Here is a 15,337-nt window from a genome sequence, read left to right as displayed (position 1 = left end):
AAGGAAGACAACATAGCTGGCGCGGGTGGCAGTTTAGGGTTGAAGCCAGTATCTTACTGTGTATCAGCCCGTTCCGGCAGTGCAGAGTTTGCGCAAAAGCATACTGCAGACTGCAGGCTTTATTTGTCGCCTGTACCAGTACCCAGCATCTCGCGTTCCTCATCCAGATAGAGTTTGCTCTTACGTATTTTTTCTATGCTTTGCCAGATCATCTGGACTTGTGCTTTATTGGCCTTATAAAACGCAGTGTTAAATAACAGGTATTGATCTGCGACCTTGACTGGCTGCGCTTCTCTGATGACGATATCTCTGAGCGAAGGACGGTGGCTGAGCTGGCGCTTTGCTTCGTGGTCCTGTAGCACGATGACTTGCAGTACGCGGTTTTCCAGGTAGCTGAGCAGATCGCTGGAGGCGGGGTGATATTTGACGCGATAGCCTGCTTCTTCCAGATCCTTGCCTACACTATAGCCCAGTTGTGCGCCTACAGCTTCATTCCCCAGGTGTTGGAACCCCTTGGCTTGCCAGCGTATCGGGCTATCAGCATGGCGATACACATAAAAACTGTCCGTGTGCATACGGTAATCGCGCTGCAGCTTACCGTCTGGTGTGCGCGGATAGACTCCCCAGGTTGCGCGTTCTTTGTTGTAGCTGGCGGCAATCGCAGCATGGATGCGCCCGGCTTCAACTTCGAGCAGACAGCGCTTCCAGGGCAGGCGTATCAATTCAAACTCGATACCGGTTTCTTTCGCGACCAATTGCATTTGCAAGATTGCCAGACCCTGACCAGTGCCTGTGATCCACGGATAGACTGAGCTGTCCTCATAGCATAAGCTGACCGGTGCAGCCATCGCTGGCGCGGCACAGCAAAGCAATACAGTGGATAAATAGTCTGAGCGGCGCATACCAGGGCTTTTCGGAGCGGTAACTTATTGTAGTCAGGGAACTGACACATCGTAAGGACAAATGACCGAAAGCGCAGCTATCTTTATGTAGGTTTAACACTTTGTAAAACTTAAGACCCTAACATCAGACCTCAGATGATGTCTGGCAGATGTTTCGCGGCTTCGCGCCGGCTCAACGAAGAGAGTTGTGTGCCATGCAGATTAAGAAATTGAGTGACCTGTTGCGGTGCATGACGCGCATAGTCACGCAAGGCCCAGCCGATAGCCTTGCGGATAAAAAATTCCTGCTCAGGTGCCAGCATCAGCGCAAAACGGAACAGACGTTCGCTATCGGTCTCTGCGCGCCAGCCGCATTGATGCAGCATCGCGATACGTCTGATCCAGAATGAGGGATGCTGTAGCGCCTTTTCTATCTGGCTCAGCACTTGTGGCTGTTCTTGTCTTTGCAGACGGATCAGGTCACCGGCCACATCGGCCAGGCCATCGACACTGTCCCACCACGCATGCTGTTGTGCGAGTTCGAGCAGGAAAGTGAGGGCGGAGGCGGGCAGATAGCGTCTGGCTTTGCCCAGCAGGTCGATTGCACAATAGTGGAATTCACGTTCGCGTTGTGCCCATAGCTGTAGCGCCAGGTCTTGAATTTCGGCGAAATCAGCACGGTAATAGGGGCGCAGTAAGGGCGTCGACAGGGCGCGCCGCGCAGGAGTCTGGATGCCTAAAAAGCATAGCTGATGCTGCATATAAGCAGACATTTTTTCTGCACGCTGCAGATCAGCGGCCGGTCTTAATGCCGCATCCAGCTGGGCGATCAGGATATGCATAGAGTTCAGCAGGCAGGAAAGCCTGAGCAGATGAGGCGCTGTGGAGCTTACGCGCTTATGTCTGCATCCCCACGCAGCTACAACGCAGCTGAGGCGGGGAAATGCAAACTATGTCGATTTACTCAGGCCGACTGATCAGCGTACGATCGCAAAACGCAGCGAGAATTTTTTGAAATGACGGTAGCTCGCGCTCAGGTGTTCGATTGCCTCTGCCGATTCAGCGATGGATTCACCTTCCTGCACGAAGCTGGCGCGGAATTCTTCAAATGCGGCTTCCAGCACACTGGCGAGTTGATGGTTATACAGACGGCCATAGTTCATCAGGCGGCGTTTGGTGCGTAATTTCATGGTAGATCCTTCGCTTAAAAAATGCAGGGCAAGCCTGCGAAAAAAATAGGTTAATTCTGCGTGTGTAAAGGTGATCAGGCGCGCCAGCCATACAGCATATGTTCGGCAATCAAATGCCGGGCCGGGCGGAATAAATCCAGACCACCGAGTGACAAGCCCAGCAGGCTCTGCCGCAAGCTGCCATCGGGGGAACTCGCGAAAATGCGGGCCAGTGTATCCGTCAGACCTATCGTCAGACTGCGGTCGGTCTGCCGTTCGCGTAAAAACTGCTGCAATGCGGCTTCCGGCATCGCCAGTTCACGGCTCAGGCATTTCGCCAGCACCATGCTGTCGCGCAGCCCCAGATTTAATCCTTGTCCAGCGACCGGATGCAGCGTTTGTGCGGCATTGCCTATGCTGACCACGCGCGCGCTGGCCTGGGCCTGGGCATTCAGACCGAGCGGATAGCTGACACGCTTACTGATGCGTGTCAGTTGCCCCATACGTTGTCCGAATGCGCTTTGCAGCCTTTGCCGGAATGCGGCTTCATCCAGTGCCATCAGCTGCACCGCATGTTCTGGCCGTACACACCAGACCAGCGCATAGCCATCTTCTTGCGGCAGCAGGGCGAGCGGACCTTCTTCGGTGAAGCGTTCAAACGCGCGGTGCGCAATCGCCTCATCAAAACAGACATGGGCGATGATGGCAGTCTGTTGATAGTCGCGGCTTTGCTGGCGCTGGCTCTGGTCGGAAAAGGTGCCGCCTTCAGCCTGCACCACCACTTGCGCAGAAAACTGGCGCTGCAGTTCAGTCCCAGTCTTAGTCCCAGTCTGCACCGTCAGCCTGACATGATCAGTGAATTCTTCTATCGCTGTGACCTGGCAGGGTCTATGCATTTGCACACCCGAGCGTGCGAGTGCAGTTTGCATCGGTGCCACGATGTCACCATAACGCGCGACATAACCGAGTGCCGGCAACTGATAATCCGCAGCCTGGATCAGGGTGCGTCCAAAATGACCGCGCCGCGAGACATGAATGTCCTGAATCGCAGTCGCAGGCAGTGGCCAGCAACCTGCCTGTTGCAGGATTTGCTGGCTGCCGTAAGACAGCGCAATTGAGCGCGCATCCTGTTCGGCTTCGGTCGCAGTTTTTCCGTCAAACAGAGCGATTCTTGCTGCCGGTATGCCTTGCTGTACCAGCAGTAAAGCCAGTGCCTGCCCGGCCGGGCCGGCACCACAAATCGCAATGTCTGCATCATTGATGATGGTAGTCATGTTGTATCTCAGTCGCCGCGCATCCAGGCTTCGATTTCATCTATGGTTTTCGGGGTGTCCTGACTCAGATTCTGATGTCCGCTGGCGGTAATCAGTATATCGTCCTCTATCCGTATGCCGGTATTCCAGTATTGCTCAGGAACGCCAGCAGCCGGACGCACATATAAGCCGGGCTCTATGGTAATCACCATGCCGGGCTGCAGCGCCCGGTAAGGGCGTGCTGTGCTTGCATCGCCGCTGGTGTGCGGCGTGCGGTAATCGCCGACATCATGCACATCCAGACCCAGCCAGTGGCCAGTGCCATGCATGTAAAACTGGCGGTAAGCCTGACTCGCTATCGCATCGTCTACAGTACCAACTTGCTGGCGGTTTAGCAGGCCAGTGTCGAGCATACCGTCTGTGAGTACCCTGACCGCTGCATGATGCCCATCCATATAGCCTGCGCCGGGCTGGGCACAAGCCAGTGCTGCCTGCTGCGCCGCCAGTACGATTTGATACAGGGTTTTCTGGGCCGGGCTGAAGCGGCCATTGGCCGGGAAAGTGCGTGTGATATCCGAGGCATAGCTGTCAAATTCACAGCCAGCATCAATCAATATCAGCTCGCCATCATTGATCCTGGCCTGATTACTCTGATAGTGCAGGGTGCAGGCATTGGCACCGCTGGCGACGATGGACGAATAGGCGGGAGCCTGAGCGCCATGGCGGCGGAAGCAATACAGTAATTCTGCCTCCAGCGCATATTCATGCAGACCGGGACGCGCAGCACGCATCGCGGCGCGGTGCGCCAGTCCTGAGATGCGCGCAGCTTCCTGCATACAGGCGATTTCCTGCTCGTCTTTGAGCAGGCGCATTTCATCTACCAGGCGGCAGACATCCATCCAACCGGCCGGAGACTGAATACCCGTGCGGCTTTTGGCGGCAATGCCTGCCAGCGCCTGCTGAATTTGCGGTGTCAGACGATGATCGAATAAGGGGCTGGTGTACAGCGTGGCAGCACCGGCCAGGACATCTTCCAGCCTGACTGCCAGTTCGCTCACCGGATAGGCCGCATCGACCAGGCAATGCTGACGCGCAGCTTCCGGGCCATATCGGTAGCCATCCCAGATTTCATGCTCTAAGTTTTTTTCGCGGCAAAACAGGATGGACTCCTCTCTCTCAGCAGTCGCGATCAGCACCAGCACGGCTTCCGGCTCGCAAAAACCAGTCAGGTAGTAAAAATAACTATCGTGCCGAAATGGGAAATGATTGTCGTTGTTCCGCGTCATTTCCTGCGCAGTCGGAATCACGGCCACACCGCCGCCCTGCGCCTGCATCTGCTGCATCAGCTGTTGCCGCCTTGTCTTGCAGGCCAGACTCAGGGAGGAAGTGCTCATGCTTTACCTTGTGTGAATTGCAGAGGCGCGTTCAGGGCTTGCAATTGCTCAGGCGTGCCTACATTGTGCCAGTCACCGCGATACAGTTCGCCACCAACGCGCCCGGCATCAATGTAGTCGCGCAGCAGCGGTCCCAGCTTGGCATACTCACCAGCTTTGATAGTGGCGAACATTTCGGGACGATAGACACCGATATTGGCGAAGGTAAGCCTTGGTTCACCTTCATTTGCGAGCCCCATCAGGGTCAGCGCAAAATCACCTTGTGGATGGAAGCTGGGATTTTTTACCATATAGAGCCAGGCGATATCGCGCTGCTCAGGCGGATGCGGATTCCCCCAGGGATCATTTTCTTCCAGCGTATTCAGACATTCTTTGAAGTTGAAGTGCGGGATGTAAATATCGGCCGAGACCACCACAAATGGCGCATCACCGAGTAAGGGCAGTGCCTTGGCGATACCGCCCGCAGTTTCTAATGCCTGCTCTTCCGCAGAGTACTGTATGCTGGCGCCGAACTGGCTGCCATCACCGAGCGCATCCACGATCATCTGCCCCAGATGCGCATGGTTAATCACGATCTCGGTAATGCCTGCTTTGACCAGATTCAGGATGTGCCAGACGATCAGCGGACGTCCACGCACTTTCAGTAAAGGTTTGGGGCAGCTGTCAGTCAGTGGTCGCATGCGCTCGCCACGGCCAGCCGCCAGTAACATCGCTTTCATCGTACTGGCCTCAGAAGGTATAGCCAACTTGTGGCGCTGTGTTTTCTAACTGATCCAGCAGACGCAGCAGGGGGACTAATTCTTTGTAACGATGAGCAGTTTTACGCACATAGTCCATCACGGTCGGGATGTCATTGAGGAACTGATGCTTGCCATCCCGGTGCGACAGACGCGCGAAAATGCCCAGGATTTTCAGATGGCGCTGCAAGCCCATCCATTCAAAATCGCGATAGAACTGGTCGATATCCGGTGGTACCGACAGACCGGCGCGGCGCGCTTTTTCCCAATAACGGATAGCCCAGTCCAGCACCATTTCTTCATCCCACTGTACATAGGCATCACGCAGCAGCGACACCAGATCATAGGTGATAGGCCCGTATACCGCATCCTGGAAATCGACGATGCCAGGATTGCCCTGATCCATCCACATCAGATTACGTGAATGGAAATCGCGGTGTACAAATACCTGAGACTGAGCCAGCGCGCTGGCCAGCAGATGATCGAATACGCCACGCAGGGTTTTTTGCTGATCTTCGCTGAGCGTCGCGCCCAGGTGTTTGCCTATATACCATTCGTTGAAAATCTGCAGTTCGCGCTCTAAGAAAGCGCGGTCATATTCCGGCAATACGTCCGGCTGGCTTTGTGCCTGCATCAGTACCAGCGCATCAATTGCGTCCATATACAGTTTGAACGCAGTGTCATGATTCAGGATATGGGCATAGGTATGCTGACCCAGATCGCTGACCAGCAGGAAGCCCTGTTCCAGATCATGGGCTAATACTTCCGGCACCGACAGATTCATGGACTTGAGCAAGCCGGCCATACGAATGAACGCAGCAGAATTTTCTGTCGCAGGCGGCGCATCCATCGCGATACGGGTTTTGCCATCGGCAGTATCTAAGCGGTAAAACGAACGGAAACTCGCGTCGGACGAGGCCGCACGCAGGGTGTCAGTCAGCAGGGCCTGATCGCTGAGGCTGCTCAGCCATTGTTGCAGGGCGATGCGGCGTTGTTCTTTGTCCGGTGCGACTGTGGACGGCGTGCTGGGAACGTGAGAGGACATGGCTAAATGAATAATTGAATAGGTTTGTACACAAGCTTCAGATCGGTTCAGCAGCATTTCACCTATAATAGGCGGCTGATTTCTGGCGGCCAGTTTGCAGGATACCAGCCAGCCTACTTGCCAAAACGCTTACTACATACTGAATACATGCGCAGGAAACCCGTATTATCTCACTCACCGCTGTTGTTTCCTACTATCCCCGCGATTGTCGTGTCGGTACTGCTGCCTGCCTTCTTTTCTGAAGCCAGGGCTCAGGCTGTGACCAGCAGCAGTTTTGAGGAAGAACTGGCCCGCAATAAAAAGAAAAATGCGGAAGTCAGGAAGGATGAAAAAAAACCTGAAGCAAAGCCAGAAACAAAGCCGGTGGATGACAAAGATGCGCCTGTCATCGTCAAGTCGTATAAATTCTGGGGCCGTTCAGACCGTTTTATCCATTTCGAACATGATGTCGACGTGAATAAGGGGGCGCTGAATCTGAGATCGGATAAAGCCAGCTACCGCTTTCTGGAAGATGAAGTGGAGGCCAGCGGTAATGTACGGGTAGAGAAAAATGGCGACTGCTATTATGGTGATAATGCCACCTTGCAGCTCGATTCCGGTGCCGGACGTATCGACAATCCTGTGTACAAACTATTGCGCAGCAATGCGCAGGGTCACGCCAGGCGCATAGATTTACTTGATGATGAGCGCTCCCTGATTCATGAAGGGACGTATAGTACCTGCGAAGGCCTCAACCCTGACTGGTATCTGAAAGCCAATACCTTGAGTCTGGATACCGGGCTCGATACCGGCGTCGCCGGTAAGTCGGTGCTCTACTTCAAAAATATCCCGATTCTGGCTACACCTTCGATGACTTTCCCTTTGTCCGGCGCCCGCCATTCGGGCTTCTTGCCGCCGACGGTGGGTACCACCAGCAAGGGTGGGGTCGAGTTTGCGCTGCCATATTACTGGAACATCGCGCCTAACCGCGATCTGACCCTGTATCCTAAAATGGTCAGCCGTCGTGGCATACAGCTCGGTGCAGAAGCGCGTTACATGGGCGAGACTTTCCCTGGCGGTATATACAAGGGCGAAACCACGGTCGAGGATTTACCCAGCGATCGCATTACCCATACCAATCGCTATGCGGTAACCTCGGTGCATGAGCAGGATTTGATGCCGGGTCTGCGTCTGGCCTGGAATATCAATGTCGCATCTGATGATGATTACCCGGCCGATTTCTCCACCTCGATTGCCAAGACGGCGCAGCGCTTGCTATCGCGTGAAACCAGTCTGATTTATTACGGTTCGTTCTGGAATCTGGGACTAAGGGCCACCAATTATCAGGTATTGCAGGATACAACGGCTGCGGTACCGATTGGTCGTCCCTATGACCGTTTGCCGCAGCTGCAGTTTCATGCAGAAAAATATGATGTGATGGGACTGGATTTCATGATGGATTCCAGCCTTACCCGTTTCTGGCATCCTAGTTTGGTTCGTGGTGACCGCTTCGCAAATACCTTCCAGGTATCGGCACCATTGATCAGTTCCGGATATTTTGTGACACCTAAAGTATCGCTGCATGCGACCAATTATCATTTGGTGAATCCTAACCCCGGACAAGAGCAAGATTCGCATAGAATTGTGCCGACGTTCTCGGTGGATAGTGGTTTAGTCTTCGAGCGGCAAACCAATCTGCTGGGACGTGACTTTACCCAAACTCTGGAACCGCGTTTGTTTTACGTGAACACGCCTTACCGCGATCAGTCCAAATTGCCGAATTTTGACAGTGGTCTGGCTGATTTTAACTTTGCCCAGATTTTCAGTGAAAACCGTTTTGTAGGTCAGGATAGGATAGGTGACTCCAATCAGATCACAGCGGCACTGGTATCGCGTTATCTGGAGCAGGATGGCAGCGAACGCCTGAAGCTCGCGATGGGACAGCGTTTTTACTTTAATACACAGAAGGTCAGGCTGGATAATACAGTCAGCCCTAGCCGCTCAGATTTGTTGTTGGCCGCCAGTGGTAAATGGTCGGAGCAATTGTCCGGCGATCTGGGGTTTCAGATCAGTGCCGGCACGCGCCAGTCTGTGCAGTCTAACTATGGCATACGCTGGCAGCCGGAAGCGAAAAAAGTGCTGAATGTATCGTATCGCTTCCAGCGCGACAGCCTGGAGCAGGTAGATATCTCAGGACAATGGCCAGTCGCTCAGCGCTGGTACGCAGTTGGTCGTGGCAATTACTCGCTGATGGATAAACGGGTGGTGGATGGGCTGGCAGGATTTGAATACAAAGCAGATTGCTGGTCGTTGCGCTTTGTGGCGCAGCGTTTTGCGGTCAACAGTACGACCAGTAATACCGGATTTTCGATACAGCTGGAATTAAGCGGACTGGCCAGGCTGGGTGTAGGTGGCAATCCGCTGGAAGCCTTGAAGCGAAATATTTACGGCTATCAGCCGAATAGCGATCGCTGATTTGTCTGCGGGCGGGAGTCAGATTCAGCCGCCTTTCCGGCTGCCTAGTTTGTGAAATGCTTGCTAACGTGTATATTGCAGCTTTTGCGCCATTGGCGATGCTCAGTTCTAAGCAAAGCTTAACCAGGTTTTAACTTTTTATGCGACAACTATTGCACATGAAACAACGTACTCTTGTTACTTTACTGGCAGTGTCTACCGGTTTGTTGGCGAATCCGGGCGCCTGGGCGCAAACAACGCAACTGAAATCCACGACCACGCTTCCTGTCGTCAGCAGCAAGCCACGTGCGGTGAATAGCATTATTGCTGTTGTTAATGATGAAATTATTACCCGTCAGGAACTTGAAGAGCGTATCAACGTGGTTGAAAAACGCCTCAAGGCACAGGGTACGGCTCTGCCTTCTCGTGAAGAACTGCAAAAGCAATTGTTGGAGCGCATGATCCTGGACCGCGCCCAGCTGCAACTGGCGAAAGAAAACGGTATGCGTGCCGATGATCTGATGCTGGACCGCACTTTGCAGCGTATGGCAGAGCAAAACAAAATGAGTTTGCAGGAAATGCGCAATCAGATCGAACGTGAAGGCACCCCGTTCGCGCGTTTCCGTGAAGAGATGCGTGATGACATCATGATGCAGCGCATACGCGATCGTGAAGTCGACAGCAAAATCATTATCACTGAAACCGAGATCGACAATTTCCTGGCCGCTGAAGCCAGTGCCAAAGCCGGTAAGCAGGAAGTCAATCTGGCCCATATTCTGGTGCGTATCCCTGAAAATGCCAGTGCAGAACAAATTACGCTGCGTCGTAACCGTGCTGAAGAAGTGCTGGAAAAATTACGTGGCGGCGCAGATTTCGCCAAGATGGCCGTGACCTATTCCGACAGCGCGGAAGCCTTGAAAGGCGGGGAAATCGGCTGGCGCGAACAGGAACGTATTCCACAATTATTCCTGGATGCAGTTGCTCAGATAAAGACCGGCGAATTTTCCGGCATTATCCGCAGTGCGAATGGCTTCCACATCCTGAAGCTGGTTGGCAAACGTGCCGGGAATGATCCTAAAGCAGGCACTGAAATTGTTCAGCAAAACCGGGTCCGTCATATTTTGATGAAGCCTAGCCAGATCGTACCGGAAGCTGAAGTACGCCAGAAACTGAGCGACCTGAAGCGTAAGATCGCAGCCAAAGAAATCAGTTTTGAAGAAGCAGCCAAAAGCTATTCAGCCGACAGCACGGCCTCAAAAGGCGGTGATATAGGCTGGATCAATCCCGGTGATGTAGCTGCTTTCGATGAGGTGATCGCGAAACTGGCCATCGGTCAGGTCAGCGATGTGATTCAATCCCAGTTTGGTCTGCATCTGATCGAAGTCACAGAGCGTAAATCTGAAGACCAGTCGAAAGACCGCAAACGCATGGCAGCACGTGAGGCACTGCGTGAACGTAAATCGGATGAAGCCTTGCAGGATTGGTTACGCGAATTGCGCGACCGCACCTATGTTGAACTCCGTACGGAAGAAAAATAATGCCTGAATCCAGATTGCCGGTCATAGCCCTGACGGTAGGTGAACCGGCAGGAATAGGGCCGGAAATCTCTTTGCGTGCCGCCTGGGAATTGCGGCACGAAGTGCGTTCCGTCCTGATTGGTGATGCCGCTTATCTGGCGATGATCGCCAATGAAATTAATCCTGATATACGCTTCATGGGCATTTCCCTGGAAGCGCTGCGTTACGCGGGTATGCCAGGCTGTCCACCGGACCGGCTGACCCTGATCGATTGTCCGCTCAATGCGCACGTCAAAGCAGGTCAGCCTGATCCGCGCAATGGCAGGCCAGTGCTGCAGACGCTGGATGTCGCAATCGAATGTGTACAACAGGGCTGGGCTGATGCCATGACCACGGCGCCGCTGCAAAAAAGCACCATCAATGATGCAGGTGTACAGTTCAGCGGACATACCGAATATCTGGCTGAAAAAACTGGCACGGCGCAAGTCGTGATGATGCTGGCGTCGGATGCGAATGCCCATCTGCCGCAGCCTTTGCGGGTGGCGCTGGCGACCACCCATTTACCGCTCAGACAGGTGCCTGACGCGATACAGGCCGATGCGCTGCTGCGCACCGTGCAAATCATAGACAGCGATCTGAAACAAAAATTTGGTATTGCCACACCGCGCATACTGGTGACCGGACTCAATCCGCATGCGGGTGAAAACGGTTATCTGGGGCGTGAAGAAATCGATGTGATTATCCCTGTGCTGCAGCGAGTGCGCGCAATGGGTATTTCGGTTGAAGGACCTTATCCGGCTGACACCCTTTTCCAGCAAAAGTATCTGGCGCAGGCTGACTGTGTGCTGGCCATGTACCATGACCAGGGACTGGCCGTACTGAAGCATGCGAGTTTTGGCCTGGGTGTGAATATCACGCTCGGTCTGCCACTGATAAGGACTTCGGTCGATCATGGCACCGCACTCGACCTCGCAATTCAGGGTACCGGCCTGGCCGATATCCGCAGCATGGTGGTGGCCATCCGCAGCGCCGCCGCCATGGCAACTCACACACTTAAATCATGAAACACATACCCCGCAAACGATTTGGCCAGAACTTCCTCACGGATCAGCTGGTACTGAGTCAGATTATCCGCGCCATCGATCCACGTCCGGCCGACACCATGGTCGAGATTGGTCCCGGTCTGGCCGCGATGACCAGCCTCTTACTCGAAGGCCTGCCACATATGCATGTGGTGGAACTGGACCGCGATCTGGTGGTGCGTCTTAAGAAGACTTTTCCGGCAGAAAAACTGACTATCCATGAAGGCGATGCACTGAAATTCGATTTCCGTACTATTCCTGTGCCGGAAGGGAAAAAGCTGCGCGTGGTTGGTAATTTACCGTATAACATTTCCAGTCCCTTGCTGTTCCATCTGGCCGAATTGGCGGACGTGGTGTCGGATCAGCATTTCATGCTGCAAAAAGAAGTTGTGGAGCGCATGGTGGCTGAACCTGGCAGCAAGGCATATGGCCGCTTGTCAGTCATGCTGCAGTGGCGCTACCACATGGAATTATTATTTGTCGTACCGCCCGATGCATTTGATCCGCCACCCAAAGTCGATTCGGCCATCGTGCGTATGATACCTAAGCGCGATATGCTCGATTGCCGTCAGGCTGATTTAGAAGCGGTGGTGACCAAGGCTTTTTCACAGCGCCGCAAAGTCATCCGTAACTGTCTGGCTGGCATGTTCACTGAAGCTGAATTGCTGGAAGCTGGCGTCGATCCGCAGGCACGTCCGGAAACCATAGGGCTGGAGCAGTACATTGCGCTGACACGTCTGTACAGCGCTCGTCATGCAGACAGCCAAGACTGAACCTTATTCATGTTATCGCAACGATGAACATTACCCAGACCCCTGAATGGCAGGCTTTGTTACAGGATCAGCAAAGGCTGGAGCACACCCATTTACGTGACTTGTTTGCCAATGATGCGCAGCGATTTCAGCGTTTCTCAGCAGAGCTCGATGGCTTGCTGATTGATTATTCCAAGCAAAGGGTGGATGCTGAAGCGGTTAGGCATTTACTGTCTCTTGCACGTCTGGCGAACGTCGAGGAATGGCGTGACCGCATGTTTGCGGGTGAAAAGATTAACTTCAGCGAAGACCGTGCCGTATTACACACCGCCTTGCGCCACATGGAGTTCAGCCCTTTCCCGAGTGCAGAGCTGGATGTGATGCCACAGGTGCGCGCGGTGCGCAAGCAAATGCGTGACATTGTCGAACGTGTGCGTAGTGGCTTATGGCGTGGCTTTAAAGGCGATGCGATTCAGAATGTGGTGAATATCGGTATCGGTGGTTCCGATCTGGGGCCTAAGCTGGCCAGCCGCGCGCTGTCGGCCTATCAGCATCCGAATCTGAATTTTTTCTATGTCTCGAATCTGGACAGTGCCCACCTGGCACCTTTGCTGGAAAAGCTGGACCCGCGCACGACGCTGTTCATCGTGGCATCCAAGACTTTCACCACGCAGGAAACCAGCATCAATGCACAGACCGCCAGAACCTGGCTGATGGCAGCTGCGATGGAAGAATGGGCGATTGCGAAGCACTTTATCGCCGTGACTTCCAGTCCGGCCAAAGCGCATGAATTCGGTATTCCTGACGAAAATATTCTGCAGATCTGGGATTGGGTAGGTGGACGCTATTCCCTGTGGTCTGCCGTCGGTTTGTCGGTGGCCTTATCGATCGGTATGAATGGTTTCGAGCGCATGCTGCAAGGTGCGCAAACCATGGATAGCCATTTCCGTGAGGCGCCGCTGGAAAAAAATCTGCCAGTGCTGATGGCGCTGATCTCCATCTGGAACACCAATTTCCTGGGGGCAGAAACCACAGCGATTCTGCCTTATAACGAATCGATACGGCATTTGCCGGCCTTCCTGCAACAGCTGGAAATGGAGTCGAATGGTAAAACCGTAAGCCGCGATGGCGAGCCGTTGAGCTGCCGTGCCAACCCTATCGTCTGGGGTGAAATCGGTGTCAATGGTCAGCATGCTTTCTTCCAGTTGCTGCATCAGGGCGGCTGGCTGATTCCATGCGATTTTGTGGTGGCCGCTTCCAGCGATCATCCTTTGCCTGGACATCAGGCACCGCTGTTGGCAAATTGCCTGGCCCAGAGTGCGGCGCTGGCATTTGGTAAAACTGAGCAGCAGGCACGTGAAGAACTGAGCCAGGCCGGTTTGTCTGAGGCGCAGCTGGCACGTCTGTTACCGCACAAGGTGTTCGCCGGTAATCAGCCATCGACCACGATTCTGATGCCTAGCCTGGATCCGTTCCAGCTTGGTATGCTGATCGCTTTGTACGAGCACAAAGTGTTTGTGCAGGGGGTGATCTGGAGTATCAACTCCTTTGATCAATGGGGTGTGGAATTAGGCAAGCAACTGGCAAATCGTTTGTTGCCCGCGATACTCGGTGATCAGGCTTTCGATGCGCAACTGGATGCGTCGACCAGTGGACTGATTGCGTATTTCCGCCGACACGGTCACGTTTAAAGCATGCGGCACTTGCTGAGTGTGGCAAGTGCCATCGCGCACAACTGCGGCGCCCGTTGCGGGCCCGTTCAGACCTGGCGTGCAACATCTCAATGTCACCACACTGCCATAAATAATGTTGATTTAAAGCATCATTTGTGACTGCTATTTTTCCAAAAAGCTTAAATTCCGTTAAATAATGTAAAAAAACTTGTCATTCAATTTGGGCTGAATCTGATCTGCGATATGCTTTGGGGCAATAGTAGTTTCTATCGGGAATTACGCAAACATGTTACCGACAAAACGCGTTGTAGCAAGGCGTTCTGATAAGTTGAGATGCCATCCTTTTCACGGATTTTGCGTAGTTCCTGACCATTTTTCATCAGGATAGCCGTCATGTGGACAGGTATTTTTACCGGTTTAATTCTAGTCTTTATTTTAGGGATCATCTTTCTGGTGAAAGCGATGAATAACGTCACCCACGCGCCAGTCAAAAAAAACAAATCTGACGAACAATGATACATCGCATAGGGGCTGAACTTGCCTGTCAGGTAGCCAGCAAGCCGCCATTCAGCCAGCCTGCTGGGCCTTGGAAATCGTTTCAGCCCTGACCTTGCTTACTGTTCCCGACAATTAAAGTCGTAAACTGGCTATTAAAGTCGTAAACTGGTTATTAAAGTCGTAAACTAAAAATCTTCAAGAAAATGCCCAAACCTGTAATATCAGGCTTGGGCATTTTTGCATCTAAGCCTGTTTACGTTTGCGTTCACTTTGGATGAAAATATCGTTCAATTGGAGCGGTCCCGTCTGATTTTCAGTTTGTGTGTTTATGGTTATAGCGCCTTGTACAGCCTGATATGCGAGCAATATATTTCAGACGGAAAGTCCAGATGTAGATGCCGGGTCTGATCTGATAAAGATAAAAAATCAAAGCTTCACCGCATAAGCAATCTTGTTCTTGACATGGCTGCAAAATCAAAAATACAATCCGCTCATCGAAAAAAAGGAGCTATGATTTTGGACAGTTGCAGTCTTTACTTGCTAACTTGGGGTTTTACCCCAACCATCTTCGCATAAGCTCCGCAGTTAGCTGCCTGCCACAGCTATGAGACTGGCTGTGGTCACCAACGACTCTCGGCTAACCTTCCTCGTTTATTACATGGCACGTGTCAGCTGACCTTGTCTGCTACCTGTCGTCTGTGCTGTTTATCGTATCGAGGGCCTGCACTCTGAATCAACAGTGTTCATCATCATGTGATGGTGATGCATCCTGATTTTTCGAAAATAACAGATTCACTTGCACGTCAGTAAGACGCACTTCTTCGTTTCTGTCTGAACTCACGCAAGTAAGCACCAAAGTATCGCTTTACATTTTTCTATTATGGGCGCTATTGCAGCCTGTTC

At 53.0% G+C, this 15,337-nt stretch carries 12 protein-coding genes; 5 read left to right on the top strand and 7 right to left on the bottom strand.

The annotated features are described in order from the left end of the window. Window positions 1-119: 119 nt before the first annotated feature. The 7 genes from H8K43_RS15125 to H8K43_RS15095 all read right to left on the bottom strand — a co-directional run bounded on the left by H8K43_RS15125 (window position 120) and on the right by H8K43_RS15095 (window position 6,479). The gene (locus H8K43_RS15125; RefSeq protein WP_186904609.1) at window positions 120-902 is read right to left on the bottom strand and encodes a substrate-binding periplasmic protein; all 783 of its coding nucleotides are present in this window, start codon (window positions 900-902) and stop codon (window positions 120-122) included. A 131-nt stretch (window positions 903-1,033) separates the two neighbouring features. Beyond that, complete coding sequence (locus H8K43_RS15120) at window positions 1,034-1,723, bottom strand: DNA alkylation repair protein (RefSeq protein ID WP_186904608.1); 690 nt, start codon at window positions 1,721-1,723, stop codon at window positions 1,034-1,036. Between the two features lie 135 nt (window positions 1,724-1,858). After that, window positions 1,859-2,071: a hypothetical protein gene (locus H8K43_RS15115; RefSeq protein ID WP_186904607.1), complete on the bottom strand. Its 213-nt coding sequence runs from the start codon at window positions 2,069-2,071 to the stop codon at window positions 1,859-1,861. Window positions 2,072-2,145: 74 nt separating this feature from the next. Next, window positions 2,146-3,324: an FAD-dependent monooxygenase gene (locus H8K43_RS15110; RefSeq protein WP_186904606.1), complete on the bottom strand. Its 1,179-nt coding sequence runs from the start codon at window positions 3,322-3,324 to the stop codon at window positions 2,146-2,148. A gap of 8 nt (window positions 3,325-3,332) precedes the next feature. Next, window positions 3,333-4,697, bottom strand: coding sequence for an aminopeptidase P N-terminal domain-containing protein (locus H8K43_RS15105; protein ID WP_186904605.1), 1,365 nt, complete (start codon window positions 4,695-4,697; stop codon window positions 3,333-3,335). Further along, window positions 4,694-5,416, bottom strand: coding sequence for an N-acetylmuramate alpha-1-phosphate uridylyltransferase MurU (gene murU, locus H8K43_RS15100; RefSeq protein WP_186904604.1), 723 nt, complete (start codon window positions 5,414-5,416; stop codon window positions 4,694-4,696). The genes H8K43_RS15105 and murU overlap by 4 nt, the downstream gene beginning before the upstream one ends. A gap of 10 nt (window positions 5,417-5,426) precedes the next feature. After that, a complete protein-coding gene (locus H8K43_RS15095; protein ID WP_186904603.1) occupies window positions 5,427-6,479 on the bottom strand; it encodes an aminoglycoside phosphotransferase family protein in 1,053 nt (350 codons plus the stop codon). Window positions 6,480-6,626: 147 nt separating this feature from the next. Here H8K43_RS15095 and H8K43_RS15090 point away from each other — a divergent pair, with 147 nt between their 5' ends. The 5 genes from H8K43_RS15090 (at window position 6,627) to pgi (ending at window position 13,954) form a co-directional block, all read left to right on the top strand. After that, window positions 6,627-8,933, top strand: a complete 2,307-nt coding sequence (locus H8K43_RS15090) for an LPS-assembly protein LptD (protein WP_186904602.1) — start codon at window positions 6,627-6,629, stop codon at window positions 8,931-8,933. A gap of 158 nt (window positions 8,934-9,091) precedes the next feature. After that, the gene (locus tag H8K43_RS15085) at window positions 9,092-10,450 is read left to right on the top strand and encodes a peptidylprolyl isomerase (protein ID WP_230404012.1); all 1,359 of its coding nucleotides are present in this window, start codon (window positions 9,092-9,094) and stop codon (window positions 10,448-10,450) included. Then, a complete protein-coding gene (pdxA, locus tag H8K43_RS15080) occupies window positions 10,450-11,493 on the top strand; it encodes a 4-hydroxythreonine-4-phosphate dehydrogenase PdxA (RefSeq protein ID WP_186904600.1) in 1,044 nt (347 codons plus the stop codon). The genes H8K43_RS15085 and pdxA overlap by 1 nt, the downstream gene beginning before the upstream one ends. Continuing rightward, window positions 11,490-12,284, top strand: coding sequence for a 16S rRNA (adenine(1518)-N(6)/adenine(1519)-N(6))-dimethyltransferase RsmA (rsmA, locus tag H8K43_RS15075; RefSeq protein ID WP_186904599.1), 795 nt, complete (start codon window positions 11,490-11,492; stop codon window positions 12,282-12,284). The genes pdxA and rsmA overlap by 4 nt, the downstream gene beginning before the upstream one ends. 23 nt (window positions 12,285-12,307) lie before the next feature. Beyond that, window positions 12,308-13,954, top strand: coding sequence for a glucose-6-phosphate isomerase (gene pgi, locus H8K43_RS15070; protein WP_186904598.1), 1,647 nt, complete (start codon window positions 12,308-12,310; stop codon window positions 13,952-13,954). The last annotated feature ends 1,383 nt before the right edge of the window (window positions 13,955-15,337 follow it).

It is taken from the genome of Cognatundibacterium curvum (genome assembly GCF_014284235.1).
Lineage (GTDB): Bacteria > Pseudomonadota > Gammaproteobacteria > Burkholderiales > Burkholderiaceae_D > Undibacterium > Undibacterium curvum.
The sequence above is the reverse complement of the archived record's forward strand: the minus strand, read 5'-3'. Positions and strand labels throughout refer to the sequence as shown.